At 65.5% G+C, this 18,194-nt stretch carries 14 protein-coding genes; 3 read left to right on the forward strand and 11 right to left on the reverse strand.

Going from position 1 to position 18,194, the window contains the following annotated elements:
* Nucleotides 1-272: 272 nt before the first annotated feature.
* Nucleotides 273-2,774, forward strand: a complete 2,502-nt coding sequence (gene rne / locus V6X73_RS06040; protein ID WP_367958472.1) for a ribonuclease E — start codon at nt 273-275, stop codon at nt 2,772-2,774.
* Here the strand turns inward: rne and V6X73_RS06045 are convergent.
* The 8 genes from V6X73_RS06045 to sfsA are packed head-to-tail and all read right to left on the reverse strand — an operon-like array spanning nt 2,747 to nt 11,799.
* On the reverse strand, nt 2,747-3,247 hold the full coding sequence (locus tag V6X73_RS06045) for a low molecular weight protein-tyrosine-phosphatase (RefSeq protein WP_367958471.1): 501 nt from the start codon (nt 3,245-3,247) through the stop codon (nt 2,747-2,749). The two genes, rne and V6X73_RS06045, sit on opposite strands and share 28 nt — an antisense overlap.
* The gene (gene kdsB / locus V6X73_RS06050; protein ID WP_367958470.1) at nt 3,244-3,999 is read right to left on the reverse strand and encodes a 3-deoxy-manno-octulosonate cytidylyltransferase; all 756 of its coding nucleotides are present in this window, start codon (nt 3,997-3,999) and stop codon (nt 3,244-3,246) included. Before kdsB ends, V6X73_RS06045 begins: the two co-directional genes overlap by 4 nt.
* Nucleotides 3,996-4,970, reverse strand: coding sequence for a tetraacyldisaccharide 4'-kinase (gene lpxK / locus V6X73_RS06055; protein WP_367958469.1), 975 nt, complete (start codon nt 4,968-4,970; stop codon nt 3,996-3,998). Before lpxK ends, kdsB begins: the two co-directional genes overlap by 4 nt.
* Nucleotides 4,971-5,001: 31 nt before the next feature.
* Nucleotides 5,002-6,786 carry a lipid A export permease/ATP-binding protein MsbA gene (gene msbA, locus V6X73_RS06060; RefSeq protein ID WP_367958468.1) on the reverse strand — a complete coding sequence of 595 codons (1,785 nt, stop codon included), beginning with the start codon at nt 6,784-6,786 and terminating at the stop codon, nt 5,002-5,004.
* The gene (locus V6X73_RS06065; protein WP_367981235.1) at nt 6,774-9,152 is read right to left on the reverse strand and encodes a DNA internalization-related competence protein ComEC/Rec2; all 2,379 of its coding nucleotides are present in this window, start codon (nt 9,150-9,152) and stop codon (nt 6,774-6,776) included. Before V6X73_RS06065 ends, msbA begins: the two co-directional genes overlap by 13 nt.
* 22 nt (nt 9,153-9,174) lie before the next feature.
* Nucleotides 9,175-9,861 (reverse strand): lipoprotein-releasing ABC transporter ATP-binding protein LolD, encoded by a 687-nt coding sequence (gene lolD / locus V6X73_RS06070; RefSeq protein WP_367958466.1) that lies wholly within the window; start codon nt 9,859-9,861, stop codon nt 9,175-9,177.
* Nucleotides 9,854-11,101 carry a lipoprotein-releasing ABC transporter permease subunit gene (locus V6X73_RS06075; protein WP_367958465.1) on the reverse strand — a complete coding sequence of 416 codons (1,248 nt, stop codon included), beginning with the start codon at nt 11,099-11,101 and terminating at the stop codon, nt 9,854-9,856. The genes lolD and V6X73_RS06075 overlap by 8 nt, the downstream gene beginning before the upstream one ends.
* The gene (sfsA, locus tag V6X73_RS06080) at nt 11,098-11,799 is read right to left on the reverse strand and encodes a DNA/RNA nuclease SfsA (RefSeq protein ID WP_367958464.1); all 702 of its coding nucleotides are present in this window, start codon (nt 11,797-11,799) and stop codon (nt 11,098-11,100) included. Before sfsA ends, V6X73_RS06075 begins: the two co-directional genes overlap by 4 nt.
* Before the next feature lie 112 nt (nt 11,800-11,911).
* Here sfsA and mfd point away from each other — a divergent pair, with 112 nt between their 5' ends.
* Nucleotides 11,912-15,367 carry a transcription-repair coupling factor gene (gene mfd, locus V6X73_RS06085; RefSeq protein ID WP_367958463.1) on the forward strand — a complete coding sequence of 1,152 codons (3,456 nt, stop codon included), beginning with the start codon at nt 11,912-11,914 and terminating at the stop codon, nt 15,365-15,367.
* A gap of 10 nt (nt 15,368-15,377) precedes the next feature.
* Complete coding sequence (locus V6X73_RS06090) at nt 15,378-15,998, forward strand: CsiV family protein (RefSeq protein WP_367981234.1); 621 nt, start codon at nt 15,378-15,380, stop codon at nt 15,996-15,998.
* Here V6X73_RS06090 and V6X73_RS06095 read toward each other — a convergent pair.
* From V6X73_RS06095 to V6X73_RS06105, 3 genes are read right to left on the reverse strand one after another with little or no spacing between them, the layout of a single operon-like run.
* Complete coding sequence (locus V6X73_RS06095) at nt 15,995-16,570, reverse strand: hypoxanthine-guanine phosphoribosyltransferase (protein WP_367958461.1); 576 nt, start codon at nt 16,568-16,570, stop codon at nt 15,995-15,997. The two genes, V6X73_RS06090 and V6X73_RS06095, sit on opposite strands and share 4 nt — an antisense overlap.
* A 50-nt stretch (nt 16,571-16,620) precedes the next feature.
* A complete protein-coding gene (gene nagZ / locus V6X73_RS06100) occupies nt 16,621-17,628 on the reverse strand; it encodes a beta-N-acetylhexosaminidase (protein WP_367958460.1) in 1,008 nt (335 codons plus the stop codon).
* Nucleotides 17,613-18,131 (reverse strand): L,D-transpeptidase family protein, encoded by a 519-nt coding sequence (locus V6X73_RS06105; RefSeq protein WP_367958459.1) that lies wholly within the window; start codon nt 18,129-18,131, stop codon nt 17,613-17,615. The genes nagZ and V6X73_RS06105 overlap by 16 nt, the downstream gene beginning before the upstream one ends.
* Nucleotides 18,132-18,194 lie beyond the last annotated feature (63 nt).

An 18,194-nucleotide genomic window follows, 5' to 3' on the forward strand; every position in this document is an offset into this window, starting at 1 on the left:
CGCGCTCGCCGATGGCAGTGGAAGAATGCTTCGCAGGGGTGGCAGAGGCCATCCCATTGAGACAAACCAATTCAAACCAACAATGCGCCTCCCCGGCGTCTGGAACCAACACACCATGATGGGTCTTGTTGCCCTTCCAATCCATCGCCTGACAGACCCGCTGATTATCGGAATGATCTGGCCGTTGTCGCTCAGCCCCGTGCGGGATGCGAGCGCCGGCTCAAAGCGATGCTATTCGGACGGCACGGGGATGCGCCGGAGAATCATTCGGCATGAAAAGAATGCTCGTCAATGCAACCCAGCCCGAAGAGCTGCGCGTTGCGCTGGTCGATGGCCAGTCGCTCTACGATCTCGATATCGAAACCCCAGCCCGCGAGCGGAAAAAGGCCAACATCTACAAAGGCCGCATCACCCGGGTTGAACCCAGCCTCGAGGCGGCTTTCGTCAACTACGGCGCCGAGCGCCACGGGTTTCTTCCGTTCAAGGAAATCGCCCGCGAGTTCTTCCAGGGCAACAAGGATGTGGATCCGGCCAAGGCCTCGATCGCTGATGTGATCAAGGAAGGCCAGGAAGTCCTCGTCCAGGTCGAAAAGGAAGAGCGTGGCAACAAGGGTGCCGCGTTGACCACGTTCATCAGCCTCGCCGGCCGCTATCTGGTGTTGATGCCCAACAACCCGCGGGCCGGCGGGGTCTCGCGTCGTATCGAGGGGACCGAACGCAACGAAATCCGCGATGCGCTTCGCGAGCTCGAAGTCCCCGATGGCATGGGGTTGATCGTGCGCACCGCCGGGGTGGGCCGCAATACCGAGGAACTGCAGTGGGATCTCGATTACCTGCGCAACCTCTGGAGTGCGGTGGGCAAAGCCGGCGAAGAAAAACCCGCGCCGTTTCTCGTCTACCAGGAGAGCAATGTCATCATCCGGGCGCTGCGCGATTATCTGCGCTCGGACATTGGCGAGATTCTCATCGACGATCGGGACGTCTACGAACGCGCCCGCGAGTTCATCCAGCAGGTCATGCCCCATAACCTGCAAAAGCTCAAGTACTACGACGATGCGGTGCCACTTTTCAGCCGCTACCAGATCGAAAGCCAGATCGAATCGGCTTTCCAGCGCGAAGTGCGGCTGCCCAGCGGTGGGGTCATCGTGATCGACCATACCGAGGCGTTGATCTCGATCGATATCAACTCGGCACGGGCCACCAAAGGCGCCGATATCGAAGAGACGGCGCTGAAGACCAATGTCGAGGCGGCTGAGGAAATCGCCCGCCAGCTTCGCCTGCGTGATCTGGGTGGGCTGATCGTCATTGACTTCATCGACATGGGCCCGAACCGCAATCAGCGTGAGGTAGAAAATCGTCTGCGTGATGCGGTCAAACAGGACCGGGCGCGGGTGCAGGTGGGTCGCATCTCGCGTTTCGGGCTGCTGGAGATGTCGCGTCAGCGGCTGCGATCCTCGCTTGGCGAGTCCTCGCTGGAGCTCTGCAGCCGCTGCAGCGGCCAGGGCAGTATTCGCAGCGTCGAATCCCTGGCGCTTTCCATCCTTCGCATCCTCGAAGAAGAGGCGATGAAGGAGAAAACCGGCAAGGTGCTCGCGCAGCTGCCAGTGGATGTAGCCACCTTCTTGCTCAATGAAAAGCGCGAGATCATCGCCACCATCGAACAGCGCAACGGCATCGAGATCCTGCTGATTCCCAACCGGCATCTGGAGACACCGCACTACGAGTTGCAGCGACTGCGCAGTGACGAAACGCCGGAAGAGTCACTCAGCTATCGGATGGCCGACGAACGCCCCGAACCCGACAAGGGCGAAGAATTGCTCACCGCCGAACGACCCAAGGCCGAGAAACCTGCGGTCAGTGGCGTGAGCCCCAGCACCCCGGCACCAACCCCGAGCCGGCAACCCGCCAGGCCACAAAGCGCCCCTGCCGAGCCCCAGACCGCCGAGGCTGGCGATACCGGGCCTGGGTTGATGGGCTGGTTGAAACGGCTGGTCACCGGAAGCGAGACCGAAACCGGCGAGAATGCCTCGGAATCGCCGGCTCAGCAGAGCGAAGAAAAAGACCGTGGCGACGGTCAGTCCGGCGGCCGCAATCAGGGCGAGCGACGGCGGCGGAGTCAGTCCGGTAATCGCAGTAGCGGCGGCAACAGCGCCCGCGGGGGCCGTCGAAGCGGCCAGCAGCGCCGCAACCAGGCCGCAGCCGCCGATGAATCCGGCGACAGCGCAATCGCCGAAGCGAAAACGGAATCGTCCCCGCAGACAGGCGACGCCAACCCGGCCGAAGCGCAAAGCGCTAACGCCTCGGGCAGCGGCAGTGGTAGCCGCAGTCGGCGGGGTCGCCGTGGTGGTCGGCGCCGGCGTCGGGGCGGCTCGGGCGAGGACAACACGACAACGGATGCCGCAAATCAGTCGGACGCCGCGGGCGAAACCGCGGACGGCGCGGCCGCGGTGGAAGGCGCGTCGGACGAAGCCGCCAAGCCAGCCGCCAAGCCGGCCGCCAAGTCCGGTGGCTCGCGTACATCGCGCAAACGCAGCGACAAAAGCGGCGGCGAGGATGGCGAGAAAGCGGCGCCGGCACGGCGTAAATCCCAAAATGCCGATACCGATGACGAGGCGAAGAAAGCCCCGAAACCAGCGGCCAGAAACAGGGCCAGAACCGATGACCCGCGGCGCTGGTCCGGTCGACCCCGCCTGCCGGCCGATGCCGCCAACACCGACGACGGACAGGCCGAGGGCCCGGCTCTGGATCAGGAAGCCGGGACCGGTAGCGAGTAGCGCGAGCGAATCGACTCGAGCAGCCCCTCGGCGGCCGGGTCGATGAGGTCGTAGACCTGTCGAAACCCGTGCCGGCCCCCGAAATAGGGGTCCGGCACCCATTGAGTACCGAGCTGCGGGGCATAGCCCAGCAAAGGGTCCAGGCGCTCTCGGTGGGCGGCGGGTGCCATGGCGGTCAGGTACTCAAGGTTCGCTGCATCCATGGCGAGGATGTGGTCGAAGAACTCGAAATCAAACCGATCGACCTGCCGTGCCCTGAGATCCGAGATATTGATCCCCCGCGAGCGGGCCTCCTCAACCGAGCGGGCATCCGGCGGCCGGCCGATGTGATAGTCGTGGGTGCCAGCCGAGTCGGTGTGGATATACCCGTCGAGCCCGGCCTGCATCAGTTTGTGGCGAAACACCCCCTCGGCCGTCGGCGAGCGGCAGATGTTGCCCATGCAAACAAATAACACCTTCACCTGATCCGTCATGCCCCTTCCTCCGAGAGTCGTGCTTCTGCCGCCAGGAGGTCTTCCGCGGTATCAATGCCTGGCCCGGGCACCTCGATGGCATCGGCGACCTGGATGGTCACCCCCGCCTCGAGGGCACGCAACTGCTCGAGCTGTTCAAGCTGCTCAAGCCGGCTGACCGGCAATTGCGGATAGTCTCGCAGAAAACCGGCACGATAGGCGTAAAGCCCGATGTGGCGTCGCGCAAGGGCCACCGCCTCGCCGCCGGCGCCCGCGCGGTCCCAGGGGATGGGGGCACGCGAGAAATAAAGCGCGCGGCCCTGATGATCGGTGACGACTTTCACCACATGGGGGTCATGCCATTCATCCGCATCCCGCAAGGGCGTGCTCAGCGTGGCCATCGTCGCCCGGGGTGAGGCCGACAGCAAACCGGCCACCTGTACCACCAGCGCCGGGGGCATGAGCGGTTCGTCGCCCTGGAGATTGACGATGACCGCATCGGCCGGCAGATCAAGGCCATCCACCACTTCCACCAGACGATCGGTGCCGCTGGCATGGTCGCTGCGGGTCATGCTGACCGTCGCCCCGAAGCCTTCGGCCACGTCCGCGATTCGCGGGTCATCGGTTGCCACAATGACCTGCTCGGCACCGGTCTGGACAGCGCGGTCATAGACATGCTCGATGACCGGCCGGCTGGCAAGGGCCAGCAGCGGCTTACCCGGCAACCGGCTCGCCCCGTAGCGGGCCGGGATAATGATACGAAAGGCGGTCATGGCGCTCTCCCTGGCCTGGATCGTTGCTCGAACCGCCGGACCGCCTCATGCAGCAGGGCATCGCAGTGAGCCGTGGTGGCTGCATCCGGCTCGGCGGCGACCGGCAGATACCATGCATTGGCCGGCGCTAGGTCCTGGCATTTCACGGCATCTTTTTCGGTCATGATGACCGGATCGTCCCCAATGGACTGAAAATCGGCGGCCGAGAAGTCATGGTGGTCAGGCAATGGATGACGCCGTACGACAAACCCCAGGGCCTCGAGCTGGCCGAAAAACCGTGCCGGATCGCCGATGCCGGCCAGCGCGTCGACCGTTTGACCCGGGCGTGGCACTGGTCGGTCATCATCGCCGTCCAACGGCAAAAGCCGGGCCGGCTTGATGTCAAATCTGCCGGTTGCGCCATCCAACCGACCGCCGTTGGCCAATACCAGATCCACCGTTGCCAGCCGTTCGACCGGCTCGCGCAATGGACCGGCAGGCAGGCAGCGTTGGTTGCCATACCCGCGTCGAGCATCCACGACCGCCAGCTCCACATCCCGGCCAAGGCGATAATGCTGCAGCCCATCATCGCTGAAGATCATGTTGACGCGTCCATCACCAAGCAATCCCTCCGCGGCCGCGGGCCGGTCCTTGCCCACCCATACCGGGGCTCGGGTACGACGGGCAATCAGCACCGCCTCATCACCCACCTGCCCCGGGCGGCTGTCCGCAGCCACCGCCGTTGGCCCGTTGTCGCGCCCGCCATAGCCACGCAGCACCACCCCCGGGTGATAACCGAGCGCCCTCGCCCGCTCGACCAGCCAGATGGTGAGTGGCGTTTTGCCCGTCCCCCCGACACTGATGTTGCCCACAACAATCACCGGGGCGGCGGGCCAGACAATCGCCGTTCGTCCCGCAATCGCCCTCTGGTAACGCCACCGGGCCAGCATCGCCACGCCATGACCCAACGGCGAGAGCAGCTTTGCGGCCAAACGGTCGTCCTGCCACGCTCGGGGGTACCGCCTAGCTGCCATGTCCGGCCACATCACCCTGGAACTGAAGCCGGTGCAAGGCGGCGTAGGCCCCGTCCCGGGCCAGCAGATCGGCGTGCCGGCCGGTTTCGATGATCCGCCCGCCATCCAGGACCACGATGCGATCGGCCCGCTCGATGGTCGAGAGCCGGTGGGCGATGACCAGTGTGGTCCGGCCGGCCATGAGATGCTCCAACGCCCCCTGGATGTGGCGTTCGGATTCCGAATCCAGCGCCGAGGTTGCCTCGTCGAGGATGAGCACCGGTGCGTCTTTTAAAATCGCCCGGGCAATCGCCAGGCGTTGACGCTGACCGCCGGATAGCAGCACGCCATTCTCGCCAATGGGCGTGTCAAACCCCTGCGGAAGGGCGTTGATGAAATCTTTTGCGTTGGCCGCCTCGGCAGCGGCCTCGATGGTCTCGCGCGCCGGCATGGGATCCTGGCCGTAGGCGATGTTCTCGGCCACCGAGGCGTTGAAAAGCACCACTTGCTGTCCCACCAGCGCAAGCTGCCGGCGAAGCGCATCGAGTCGATACTCGGGCAACGGCCGGTCATCGAGGCGGACCTCGCCGGCGACGGGCTCATAAAAGCGCGGCAGAAGATTGACCAGGGTGCTCTTGCCGCTGCCCGAACGCCCGACAATGGCGACGGTCTCGCCGGCGGCAATCTCCAGGTCAATGTCATCCAGCACCCTCTCGCTGGCATCCCCGTAGTGAAAGCCCACGCCACGAAAGCTCAGCGCCCCCGCCACCCGTTCGGGCGCATACCGACCGCGATCGGGCTCGCCCGACTCGTCGAGGATCTCGAAAATGCTCTCGCCGGCGGCAATCCCGCGCTGTATCTCGGCGTGCACCTTGGTCAGTCGTTTGAGCGGCTGGAGTAACAACAGCATCGCGGTGATGAACGACACGAAGGTCCCGACGCTGACGGTGGTCATGCTCCCCTGCAGGGTCGCCAGCCAGACCACGATCGACAGCGCCAGCGCCGCACAGAACTGGACAATGGGTGTGCTGAGCGCCTGTGTGGCGGCGAATTTCATGAACTGCCGGGTGTTGCGCTGGTTGGCCTCGTCAAACCGCGCACGCTCCTGAGCCTGGGCGCCGAATATGCGGACCTCGTCGCTGCCCTCGATGGCCTCTTCTGCGACATAGGCGATACTGCCAACCGAATGCTGGATGCGATGACTGAGCCGACGAAAGCGCTTGCTGACATACAACACCACGCCGATCACCACCGGTCCGAGCACCACGAAGATCAGCGTCAGCTGCCAACTCAGCCAGGCCATGTAACCGAGCAGAAAGACCACCGTGGCGGTATCGCGAATGACGATGACCATGGCATTGGTGCCGGCCTGCGCCACCTGCTCGACATTGTAAGTAAGCCGCGAGAGCAACATGCCCGAGGAGGCATCATCAAAGTAACGCCGCGGCAGGGTGAGCAACTGGTCAAAGACCTGTGCCCGCAGTCGGGCAATGACCCGTCGGCTGATCCAGGCGGTGCCGTACTGCGCGGCAAAGCTGCTGACGCCACGGACAATGAAAATGCCCAGCACGCCCAGCGGGATGAGCCGCAAGACCGTGGGGTCACGCTCGACAAAGCCGGAATCGAGCATGGGCCGGACCAGCCAGGCGAACCCCGCCTCGGTCGCCCCGGTCACGAGCATGCCCACCACGGCGACGATCGCGATTCGCCAGTGCTCGAGGACATAACCAAGCAGTCGACGGTAAATCAGCCACCCATGGCCATGGGCGGCCCCTTGATGGGTTATTTGCTGCACAGCGCCTGATATGCCTCCGTGGGCGAAATCTCTGCGATGCCGCGATAATACGGGATCGGCGTGTTGTCCCGAAACCGAGGCCGTCCAGGGCGGGCGTTGAGGATACGCCGTTCGGCGACCCGATGCCGCGAGAGCTGCAACTGACCCGATGGGTCAACGCCCACCGTGACCGCACCGACCCGACCAATGTCATGCCAGTGCACGTTCTCGCACCCAAGCCGCTTGAGCACAGCCGGGTGAGGCATGCCGTGGCTGTTGCGGAAACCCGCCGAGATAATCGCATGAGCCGGCTGCAGGGCGTCGATCCAGGCGGCGGATGTGCTGGTGCGACTGCCATGGTGGGCCGCTTCGATTACATCAATCGGGCCAATCCCTTCATCGAGCAACTCCAGTTCGATGGTGCGATCAATATCGCCGACAAAGAGCAGTCGTCGCCCCGCCGCCTCGACCAGCAGCACACAGGAGGCTTTGTTACCCGACAAAGAGAACCCGGCCGGCGGCCAGAGATAGCGATACGACACGCCATCCTGCCGCCACTGGCGGCCGGCCCGACAGCGCTGCGCGCCGGGCAGATCGGCAAGCGGATCACCCGCCTCGACCCGATCGATTTCAAAGCGCCCTTGCAGGGCCCTCACGCCCCCGCGGTGGTCGCGATCACCATGGGTGACGATCAGATGATCGATCCGCTCGATGCCCTTCGATTCGAGAAAAGGCACCAGGGTGAAGTCGGCCGCCGCCGCGCCCCGCCCCCATGCCGGCCCGGTATCCACCACCGTGACGCGACTGCGAGTCTCGATCACCGCCGCATTGCCCTGCCCCACTTCAAGCCAGGTCACCCGCAGCGCCCCGCGCGACGGTGGCTCGGGCTGTGCGATGACAAGCATCGCCAAAAGCGCAAAGGCCAGGCCGCGCCCGGGCGTCCCGGCCGGCGCGACGAGCAGAAGGATGGCAACGATCGCCGCGACCCACCCGATCAAACCGGGGGAGGCAAGCGGCAATACATTCATGCCATGGGCCTGCAGCCAGGCACCGCCCTCGATCATGGCCCCGAGCACCCCGGCGAGTTGTTGCAACACTGGCGTCGATAGCGATGGCATGACCGGCAGCAGCGCGGTTGCCGCGAGGATCAGCGGCACCAGCACCAGTGTAAAAACCGGCAGGACCAGTAGGTTGACCACCCACCCTGCCGGCGACCAGTGCCCGAAAAACACCCCGGTCAACGGCATCAACCCCAGGGTCAGTACCCACTGCAGGCGTATCGCGGCGACCACCCCGCGCTGATATCCCCTGACTGCGGCGCTGATCAGCACAACGGCGCCAAACGACAGCCAGAAGCCGGCGCCGAGCAGCACCGCCGGGTCGAGTGCCACCACCACGGCGGCCACCAGTGCCAGAAGGCTTGCGGCACGCAGTCGAATGCCGAGTAGCGCCACCCCGCCGGCCAGCACAACCATCATCAGCGCCCGCTGGGTGGGAAGCGCAAAACCCGATAATGCGGCATAGCCGGCCGCCGCGGCCATGGCCATGACCAGTGCGGCTGCCCGTCGATCGATCCGCGTGGGGGCAAAGCCTGCAATGCCCCGGCCAAGGGCATATCCCAGGGTGGCGAGCAGCCCGATGTGCAGCCCCGATATGGCGACCAGATGGCTGGTCCCCGAGGCACGTAACACCCCCCAGGTCCGGTCACTGAAATCTCGTCGGTCGCCGGCCACAAGCCCCTTGATCAATGCCCCGCCCTGGCCGGCGCCCTCAAGCATCGCATCGAGTCGTGCGACAAGCGCTGCGCGCCAGGCCGGCAAACCGCCGGCGGCGCGCAAACGCTGACACCGCCGGCCATCCGCGACCACCCCCAGGGCATCAACCCGCTGGCCGGCCAACCAGTGCTCGTAGTCAAAGCCGGTTGGGTTGGAAAAGCCCCGAGGCCGACGCAGCCGCAGCGGCAGCTGCCAGACCTCGCCGGCGGCAAGCTCAGGCTGTTCATCGTAGTGGGATACCCGTATCCGGCGCGGCAGGCGTTGCTGCCAGCCGTCAATGGCGACGGGTTCGACGATCACCCGCTGCATCCCATCGCCGGTCTCGGGCAGTGAGACCACCCGGGCGGTGACCGTCCAGACCGCCCGGGGTGAAACCTCGGGGCGATGATCGATGGCCTGACCCTGCAGCACCAGCGCCACCCAAACCCCGAGCGCGAAGGCCCCGAGCCTGCGCGCCGAGGTTGCCAGCAGCGGCAACCCGGCAATGGTCGGCAGCAACCAGCCCGCATGGACCACCGGGATCAGCACGGCAGTCGCCATCCCGGCGAGGGCCGGCCCGAGCGGTTGCGTCGAATCGGTCGCTGCCCACCAACGGGTTGTCGTCACCGCCATGGCGGCAACCTAGCAGCATCCGCTAGAGCGGCTGGAGCCTTCCGTCGGCGAGGTTGTAACGACGGTCCATCCGACCGGCAATATCCAGATCGTGGGTGACAAGCACCACGCTGGTGTCGTTGTCGCGATTCAATGACTGGAAAAGCGCCATCACTGACTCGGCGGTCTGATTGTCGAGGTTGCCGGTCGGCTCGTCGGCCAACAGACAAGCCGGTCGGGTGACCAGCGCCCGGCCGATCGCGACCCGTTGACGCTCACCACCCGAGAGCTCGCCGGGTTTGTGTGCAGCCCGGCGTTGCAGACCAACCGCCTCGAGCATGGCCATGGCCTGCTGGCGTGCCGCCGCCGGCGACGTCCCGGCAATGAGCAATGGCATGGCGATGTTCTCGAGCGCGGTGAACTCACCAAGCAGGTGATGGAATTGATAGACAAACCCCAGCGATCGATTGCGCAATCGTCCGCGCGCGGCCGCCCCCAGCCCGGCAAGCGACTGGCCGTCCACCCGGACGTCGCCCGTGTCGGGATCCTCGAGCCCACCGAGCAGATGCATCAATGTGCTTTTGCCGCTGCCCGAGCGCCCCAGGATGGCGATCTGCTCACCGGCGCGCACCTGCAGGTCAACGCCCTGGAGTACATCCACTGCCAGCCCCCCCTCGTAAAAGGCCTTGCTCACCGACTCACACTGCAGCACGGCCGGGCGCTCATTCATGGCGCAGGGCCTCCGCCGGTGCGACCCGCGCTGCTTTCCAGGCCGGATAGATCGTGGCCAACAGACTCAAGGCAATGGCCGCCACCACGATGCGGATCACATCGCTGCCGCGTAGATCCGACGGGAGCTGGCTGATGAAATAGACCTCGCCCGAGATGAACTGGGTGTCGAACAACCGCTCGATGGCCGGGACGATACTCTCGACATTGAGCGAGAGCGCAACCCCCGCACCGGTGCCGAGCAATGTGCCCACAACCCCCAGGAGGCTGCCCTGGATGATGAACACTGCCATGACGGTGGCCGGCCGGGCGCCCAGGGTCCGCAGAATGGCGATATCCGATTGCTTGTCCTGCACCGCCATCACCAGCGTAGAGACAATGTTAAAGGCCGCCACACCCACGATGAGCATCAGGATGATGAACATCACCGTTTTCTCCATGGCTACCGCCCGAAAAAAGTTTTGATGCTGCATGGTCCAGTCGCTGACCCGGTAGCGGCCTGGCAGTGCACGAGCGATTTCACGCACCCGCCCGGGTGCCTGCATCAGATCGTCAAAGGCCAGTCGGATACCGGTGACCGCCTCATCCATACGGAACAAGCGCTGCGCGTCGGCCAGATGGATCAAGGCAAGCGATCCGTCGTACTGCGCCATATCGACGTCAAAAACCCCGACCACCTCAAAGCGCCGCAGCCGCGGCAGGATACCCACCGCCGAGGCGCGCACCTGCGGGGTGATCAGATTGACCGTATCCCCGGTGGCGACGCCCAGTTCGGCGGCCAGTCGGCTGCCAAGCACAACGCCGTAGCCGCCATCGGCAAGGTTTTCCATGGCGCCGCTGATCAGGTTGGCGGCAACGCGCGAGACCCGCGCCTCGCGCTGCGGGTCAACGCCCCTCACCAGTGCACCGGTGACCGCACCACCGCGGGTGAGCATGACCTCGCCGTTGATAAAAGGCGCCGCTGCGGCGACGTCATCGCGGTCATCGAGGGCGGGCAGCAACGACTGCCAGTCCTCGAGCCCCGCCTCGGCTCCCTGCACCGTGCCATGCGCGACCATTCCAAGGATGCGCTCGCGCAGCTCCTTTTCGAAACCATTCATGACCGACAACACGGTAATCAACGCCATCACGCCAATGGCGATGCCAAGCATGGAACTCGCCGAGATGAACGACACAAACCCGTTGCGCCGCCGGGCGCGGGTGTAGCGCAGGCCGATGAAAAGCGGCAGCGGCCGGATCACGTCACCACCGGCACACGGCGGTCCACTTCGATGCCGCGTTCGTGGACCCGGGCGCCCAGGCCGATGACCTCGACGCCGGCGTCCATGACCCGGCGCAGGGTCCGTCCATAAGTCGGGTCGATATCATCCGCGGGGCGGATGGCTTCGACATCCGCGCGCTGGGCACAGAACACCAGCACCCCCGGCGTCCCCGATTGCACCAGCTGCTCGAGGACATCGAGATGCCTCACGCCCCGTTCGCTGGGCGCATCCGGGAACACCGCAACGCCATTGCTGACCGCTGCGGTGACGTTTTTAACCTCGACATAAGCCCCGCTGGCAGGCAGCCAGAAATCGGCCCGCATCGGGGCATTCGGGACGTTGACCTCGGTCTGGATGCCGCCACTGCCATCGGCCTCGGGGATCAGCTCGCCGGCGGCGATCGCCTCGAAGACCAGGGCATTGGTCCGGCCGGTATGGATGCCCACCCGCACGCCCGAGGCCATAGCAACCTGCTCCCAGGTATGCGCGTATTTACGACGCGGGTTGTCGCTGCGCGACAACCAGACCCGTTGTCCCGGCTCGGCACAGCCGAGCATCGAGCCGGTGTTGGGACAGTGGGCGGTGATGCGTTGGCCATTATCGAGGGCCACATCGGCGAGAAACCGCTTGTAGCGGCGCTCGAGAACACCCGGCTGGAGCGCGACGTCGTAGTGCATGCGCGCAGTCTACCCCGGCGGCGGCGGGCCTTCATCCCGTTTCCCCGGGGTGGTGCATTGGGTAGACTCTCCAGCCGCTTCGACCAACGCGATACGCAGGCACTGCCCGAAGATGAATTTTCCACGCCCCGAACTGCCGCAACGACCCGGTGAACGACAGGACTGGCTTGGGCTGCATGGCGACAGCGCCGCGCTGATGATCAGCCAGGCCAGCCAGCAGCATGACGGCCCGATGCTGATCGTCACCCCCGGCACCTTCGAGGCCGAACAGCTCCGCCGCTCGTTGCAGTTTTTTGGTGCATCGCCGGTGGATGTGTTGCCCGACTGGGAAGTCCTGCCCTACGACGTCTTCTCGCCACACCAGACGATCATCTCGGAGCGTCTGCGTGCCCTCCACCGGCTCCGTGAGCAGCCCACCGGCGTGCTCATCGTGCCGGTGGCGACACTTATGCAACGCATCGCCCCGCCCTCGTTTCTGGCCGGCTCGGTGATCCGCCTCGCTCAGGGCGAAGCGCTGGACCGCCAGGCGATGCAGCGACAACTCGAATCGGCCGGCTACCGCTGTGTCTCTCAGGTCCTAGAGCATGGCGAATTCGCCGTGCGAGGCGGCATTCTGGATCTTTTCCCGATGGGCTCGGCCGTGCCGTACCGGCTCGATCTGTTTGATGAGGAAATCGACAGCATCCGTACCTTCGACCCGGAGACGCAGCGAGGCATCGACCGACTCGAAGCGGTGGAATTGCTACCCGCCCATGAATTCCCCACCGATGAGACCGGGATTGCCCGCTTTCGCCAGCAGTACCGCGCCCGCTTCGAGGGGGATCCGACCGCCAGCGCCGTATACCGCGGCATCAGCGACGGCCAGATCCCCAATGGCATCGAGGCATACCTGCCATTGTTCTTCGAGCAAACGGCCACGCTGTTCGACTACCTCGCACCGGATTGTCTGGTTGTGCGGCTGGAGCAAAGCGACCCGGCCCTCGAGCGGGAGTGGGAGCAGATCCAGAGCCGCTACGAGCAACGCCGGCACGACCGGGAGCGCCCGATCCTCCGGCCCGATGAGCTTTATCTCGACCCGGATGGACTACGCCAGCACCTGAACACGCTGCCGGCTGTCACCATTGCCGCCGATCCGCGTCAACTGGCGGCGCGCAACCGCGACCGCGAATTTCCGGTCAAACCGCTACCGCCGCTGGCGGTTGACGATCCCGGCAGCGAGGGACTCGCCCCGCTGGCGGCCATGCTCGATGGATTTACCGGCCGGGTGTTGATCACCGCCGAGACCGCCGGCCGCCGCGAGGCCCTTCGCGAGCGCCTGCAGGCCGCGGGTATCCGACCGGTGGAAGTCTCGGGCTGGGCGGCGTTTGTCGATGGCGATACACCACTTGCCATTACCGCCGCCCCGGTAGAGACGGGGTTCCGCCTTGGTGACGACACACTCGCCCTGGTCCCGGAGAATGCCCTTTTTGTCGAGCGTGTCGAGCAGCGTCGTCGCCGGCAGTCATCGGCCGAGCGCGATCCCGAGGCGATCATCCGCGACCTCACCGATCTGCGCGAGGGCGCGCCCGTGGTCCACGAACACCATGGCATTGGCCGTTACTGCGGGCTGCAGACACTGCATGTGGATGGGGTCGCCACAGAGTTTCTCACCCTCGAATACGCCGGCGGCGACAAGCTCTACGTCCCGGTGTCATCGCTGCATTTGATCAGCCGCTACACCGGCGCCGAAGAGGACACCGCGCCATTGCACCGGCTGGGCAGCGGTCAGTGGGAAAAGGCCCGGCGCCGGGCGGCCGAAAAGGCCCGGGATGTCGCCGCGGAACTGCTCGACATCTACGCCCGCCGCGAGGCCCAGCAGGGCCAGCCCCATGAGGTCGAGGCGGCCGACTATGCCCGGTTCGCCAGCCAGTTTCCGTTCGAAGAAACCCCCGATCAGGAAGCGGCGATCCACGCGGTCATCCAGGATCTCAAACAGACCCGCCCCATGGACCGGGTAGTCTGTGGCGATGTCGGATTCGGCAAAACCGAGGTCGCCATGCGAGCGGCCTTTGCCGGGATCCAGTCCGGCCGCCAGGTGGCGGTCCTGGTGCCCACCACATTGCTCTGTCAGCAGCACTACCAGAACTTCAAGGATCGGTTTGCCGATTGGCCGGTCCGCATCGAACAGCTGTCGCGTTTCGAAAGCGCCAGCGAGCAGGCCAGAACCATTGCCGATCTTGAAGCCGGCAAGGTGGATATCGTCATCGGCACCCACAAGCTGCTGCAGCGCTCGGTGAAGTTTCGCAATCTGGGGCTGATGATCATCGACGAGGAGCATCGGTTCGGCGTGCGGCAAAAGGAAGCCCTCAAGAAGATGCGCGCCAATGTCGATGTGCTCACGCTGACCGCCACGCCGATTCCGCGGACCCTTAACATGTCACTGGCGGGCATGCGCGATCTGTCCATCATCGCGACACCGCCCGCGCGCCGGCTGGCGGTCAAGACCTTTGTCAGCGAATGGGACGATCCCATGATCCGTGAGGCCTGCCTGCGCGAGCTGCACCGCGGCGGTCAGGTCTATTTTCTGCACAACGACGTCGAGACCATCGATCGCACCGCCGAGGCATTGGCCGAGCTCATCCCCGAGGCGCGGATCCGCACCGCCCACGGCCAGATGCCCGAGCGTGAACTCGAGCGGGTGATGCTGGATTTCTATCACCAGCGCTTCAACATCCTGGTGTGTACCACGATCATCGAAAGCGGCATCGACGTGCCCACGGCAAACACCATCGTGATCAATCGCGCCGATCGGCTAGGGCTCGCGCAGCTGCACCAGCTCCGCGGTCGCGTGGGTCGCTCGCACCACCGCGCCTACGCCTATCTGCTCGCGCCACCGCCCCGCAGCCGAACCGCTGACGCGGCCAAGCGGCTCGATGCCATCGCTTCACTCGAGGACCTTGGCATTGGCTTTGCCCTTGCAAGCCACGATCTGGAGATTCGCGGCGCCGGTGAGCTGCTGGGTGAGGGGCAAAGCGGGCAGATCCACGAGGTCGGGTTCAGCCTCTACAACGAGTTGCTCGACCGCGCTGTCCAGGCCCTCAAATCCGGGCGAGAGCCGGCCCTCGATCAACCACTCGAGCAGAGCACGGATATCGACCTGCACATCCCGGCGCTTTTGCCCGAGGACTATCTGCCGGATGTCCATACCCGCCTTGTGATGTACAAGCGCATCGCCGGCGCCCGGGGCGATGAGGCACTGCGTGAACTGCAAGTGGAGATGGTCGACCGGTTCGGTCTGCTGCCCACCCCGGCACAGAACCTCTTTGCCGTGGCACGGCTGCGCCAGCGGGCCGAGGCAATGGGCATCGAGCGCATCGATATCGGCCCCGGCGGAGGGGTGGTGCAATTCTCGGAGACGCCACGAGTCGACCCGGCCGCGCTGGTGCGCATGGTCCAGGAGCAGCCGGCGGTGTATCGTCTGGAAGGTCAGGAGCGGTTGCGCTTTCGTTATGAGACCGAGACCGCCGAGGCGCGGTTGGCGTTAATCGATCAACTGCTGGATGCCATGCGGATGCGAGAAGCGGCTTGAGACATTACCCGTGACCATATGCCGGCGCCTTATCATCCCCTGGGTGCTCGCCGTCTGGGCAGGTCTTGGGGTCGCCCACGCCCAGCCGGACGGGCAACCCGATGCCACGCCCCGGTATACGGTGGAAGTGGTGGTGTTTCGGCAACCGCCCATGGGCACCACGGTCGAGGAGTCACCCAGCGATCGGCCCGCCGATTTTCGCCCGCGCATGGCCTGGCCACTGCGGCCGGTCGGCACCGACGGGCTGGGTTATGAGCGCCTGCCGGCCGCCGAGCGGCGGTTGAACCGAACCGCAGCGCGCATCGATGCCCGGCCGGATTTCGAGGTGCTCTGGCACGTCGGCTGGATTCAGCCGGGGCTCGGCGCGGACCGTGCCCAGGCAGTCGCCCTGCCCCCGGCCTTGACCGCCGTGGGGCTCCGTGGCGATCTGCGGGTCTACCGCGAGCGCTTCCTCCATGCCGAGACCCGGCTGCAATGGCAGCAGGCGCCATCTGCGTACTGGATCATGGATCAGAGCCGTCGCATGCGAAGCGGCGAGTCGCACTACCTCGACCACCCGGCCCTTGGCGTCATCGTCCGGGTCGACGAGCGCCCTCAATCAACCGATCCGGGCGACGCCCCCGCGGATTAATCCTCGTCGACCGGATCGGCGGCATAGATGGCATCGGCGTTGCGCAGATACCCCTTGTAATCCATGCCAACCCCGAAGACGTAACGCTCGGGTACTGTCAGTCCGACAAAGTCCGCTGCCAGGCCCGGTACCCGGCCGGCATTGGGTTTGTCCGCGAGCACCGCGGTGCGCACCGACATCGCCCCCTCCTCGCGACAGTGCTCGAGCAACCCCCGGAAGGTATGCCCTTCATCGAGGATATCGTCCACCAAAAGGACATGGCGGCCACGAAGAGGGGTCTGCGGCCTGGCCAGCCAGACCAGATCACGACCGGTGGTGGTCTTGTGATAGCGGGTCGCGTGGATATAGTCGACCTCAAGGGGGAAGTCGAGGCGCGGTAGCAAACGGCCCAACGGGACGATAGCGCCGGTCATGACCCCCAAAATCAACGGCCGCAGGTCTGCCATCTGCCCGGTGATATCGCGCGCCAGACGATCGAGCGCGTCGTTGACTGCGGCTGCGTCATGCAGACACACCGCCCGATCCATCACCCCCGCCAGCTCATCGGCGGTCAGCGCCACACCCTGGGTCATTCTGCCCCCTTGCCCGTTCATCGATTGACCGGCGCAGTATAGCGGCGGCGCTAGATTTCTCCCAGCATCGCCCGGGCGGTCTGATACTCGGGCCGGGCGTACAACGCTGACAGTGTCTCGCCGCCCCGTCCGTGCATACGCGCCAGGCGCAGTGCTGCGCGCGGATCCGGCGCGGGCAGATGCTCGAGCACCGGGTCGATCGCCCGGCCGGCGTTGCCGACGATGGCCATATCGCAGCCTGCCCGGAGGGCGGCCAGGATGCGCGCTTGCAGATCACCCGCCACGGCAGCCGCTGCCATCTCGAGATCGTCACTGAAAATCGCCCCGCCAAAGCCGAGTGCGCCGCGCAAATACCTCACCCATGGCGCCGAGAACCCCACCGGTTGCGAATCCACCGCCGGAAAAACCAGATGTGCCAGCATGACCGCTGCAAGACCATTGTCGATCAGCCGTCGAAAGGGCAGCAGATCGGCATGCTCGAGATCGGCAATGGCCCGGGGGTCTTCGGCGGCGCTCAGGTGCGAGTCGGGAGCGACCCCGCCGTGGCCCGGGAAGTGCTTGCCCACACAGGCCATCCCGGCGGTGGCGCAGCCGCGCTGCCACTCAAGCGCCAGTGCCGCCACATCATCGGGCCGTTCCGAGAAGGCCCGATCGCCGATCACCTGGCTGACCCCGTAGTCGATATCCAGGACCGGCGCGAAGCTGAAGTCGACACCGAGGCTGCGGAGTTCGCTGGCCATCAGCCAGCCGGCCTGACGCGCGGTTTCGCGGGCAAGTGCCGGGGTCAGACGCGCTGCCTGTCCCAGCCGCCCGGCAGGCGGCAAGGTCGTCACGCCGTCACGGATGCGCTGGACGCGGCCGCCCTCCTGATCCGTGGCGATCAGCAACGGCGGCGATCGGAGCCCACGAATCGATCGGGTCAGCGCCAGTAATTGTTCGGGGTCGTGATAGTTACGGGCAAAAAGGATCACCCCGCCCACCGAAGGATGACAAAGCCGCTCCTTTTCTTCGCCAAGCAGCTCGATGCCCTCGATACCGATCATCAATGGCCCGAGCAAGGGAACCTCTCCTTGTCGGTGTCATCGTCGATGACAACCGCCATCCCCGGCCAGCACTGGTCGGCAAGCTCGATAACGGCCTCGTTGCGCATCCGGATACAGCCATGCGACCGGGGCACGCCCATGGGCTCGGTATCCGGCGTGCCATGGATGTAAATCAACCGCCGGAGCGTATCCACCGCACCCCCCCGGTTGAACCCGAGCTCGATTCCGGTCAACCAGAGGACGCGCGACAGGATCCAGTCCCGCGCCGGGGCCTGAGCGCCGAGGCTTGGGGTGTAGATCTCGCCGGTCGGGCGCCGGCCGACAAAGACTGCTCCGGCCGGCGCGTTACGGCCGATGACCATGCGAATCCGATGAGCGCCGCGGGGGGTGCCGCCCTGGCCGTTTTGCTCGCCCGGGCCCGCGGCGGCGGTGGAACAGGCCCACTGCCCGACCACCCGGCCATCGATTGCCAGCGTAAGGCGCTGCATCGACAGGGACACCCGGATTCCGTTTTGCACTGCGTTGCTGCCTCCGCGGCGGTGAGCGCCGATGGTATCCTACCGATCAGTCAATCAAAGCTT

Source organism: Spiribacter pallidus (genome assembly GCF_040838495.1).
Classification (GTDB): Bacteria; Pseudomonadota; Gammaproteobacteria; order Nitrococcales; family Nitrococcaceae; genus Spiribacter; species Spiribacter pallidus.

Excerpts from the sequence above, each read along its gene's own strand:
- rne (WP_367958472.1), top strand. The coding sequence starts at position 273 with ATGAAAAGAATGCTCGTCAATGCAACCCAGCCCGAAGAGCTGCGCGTT.
- V6X73_RS06045 (WP_367958471.1), bottom strand. The coding sequence starts at position 3,247 with ATGACGGATCAGGTGAAGGTGTTATTTGTTTGCATGGGCAACATCTGC.
- kdsB (WP_367958470.1), bottom strand. The coding sequence starts at position 3,999 with ATGACCGCCTTTCGTATCATTATCCCGGCCCGCTACGGGGCGAGCCGG.
- V6X73_RS06065 (WP_367981235.1), bottom strand. The coding sequence starts at position 9,152 with ATGGCGGTGACGACAACCCGTTGGTGGGCAGCGACCGATTCGACGCAA.
- lolD (WP_367958466.1), bottom strand. The coding sequence starts at position 9,861 with ATGAATGAGCGCCCGGCCGTGCTGCAGTGTGAGTCGGTGAGCAAGGCC.
- sfsA (WP_367958464.1), bottom strand. The coding sequence starts at position 11,799 with ATGCACTACGACGTCGCGCTCCAGCCGGGTGTTCTCGAGCGCCGCTAC.
- mfd (WP_367958463.1), top strand. The coding sequence starts at position 11,912 with ATGAATTTTCCACGCCCCGAACTGCCGCAACGACCCGGTGAACGACAG.
- V6X73_RS06095 (WP_367958461.1), bottom strand. The coding sequence starts at position 16,570 with ATGACCCAGGGTGTGGCGCTGACCGCCGATGAGCTGGCGGGGGTGATG.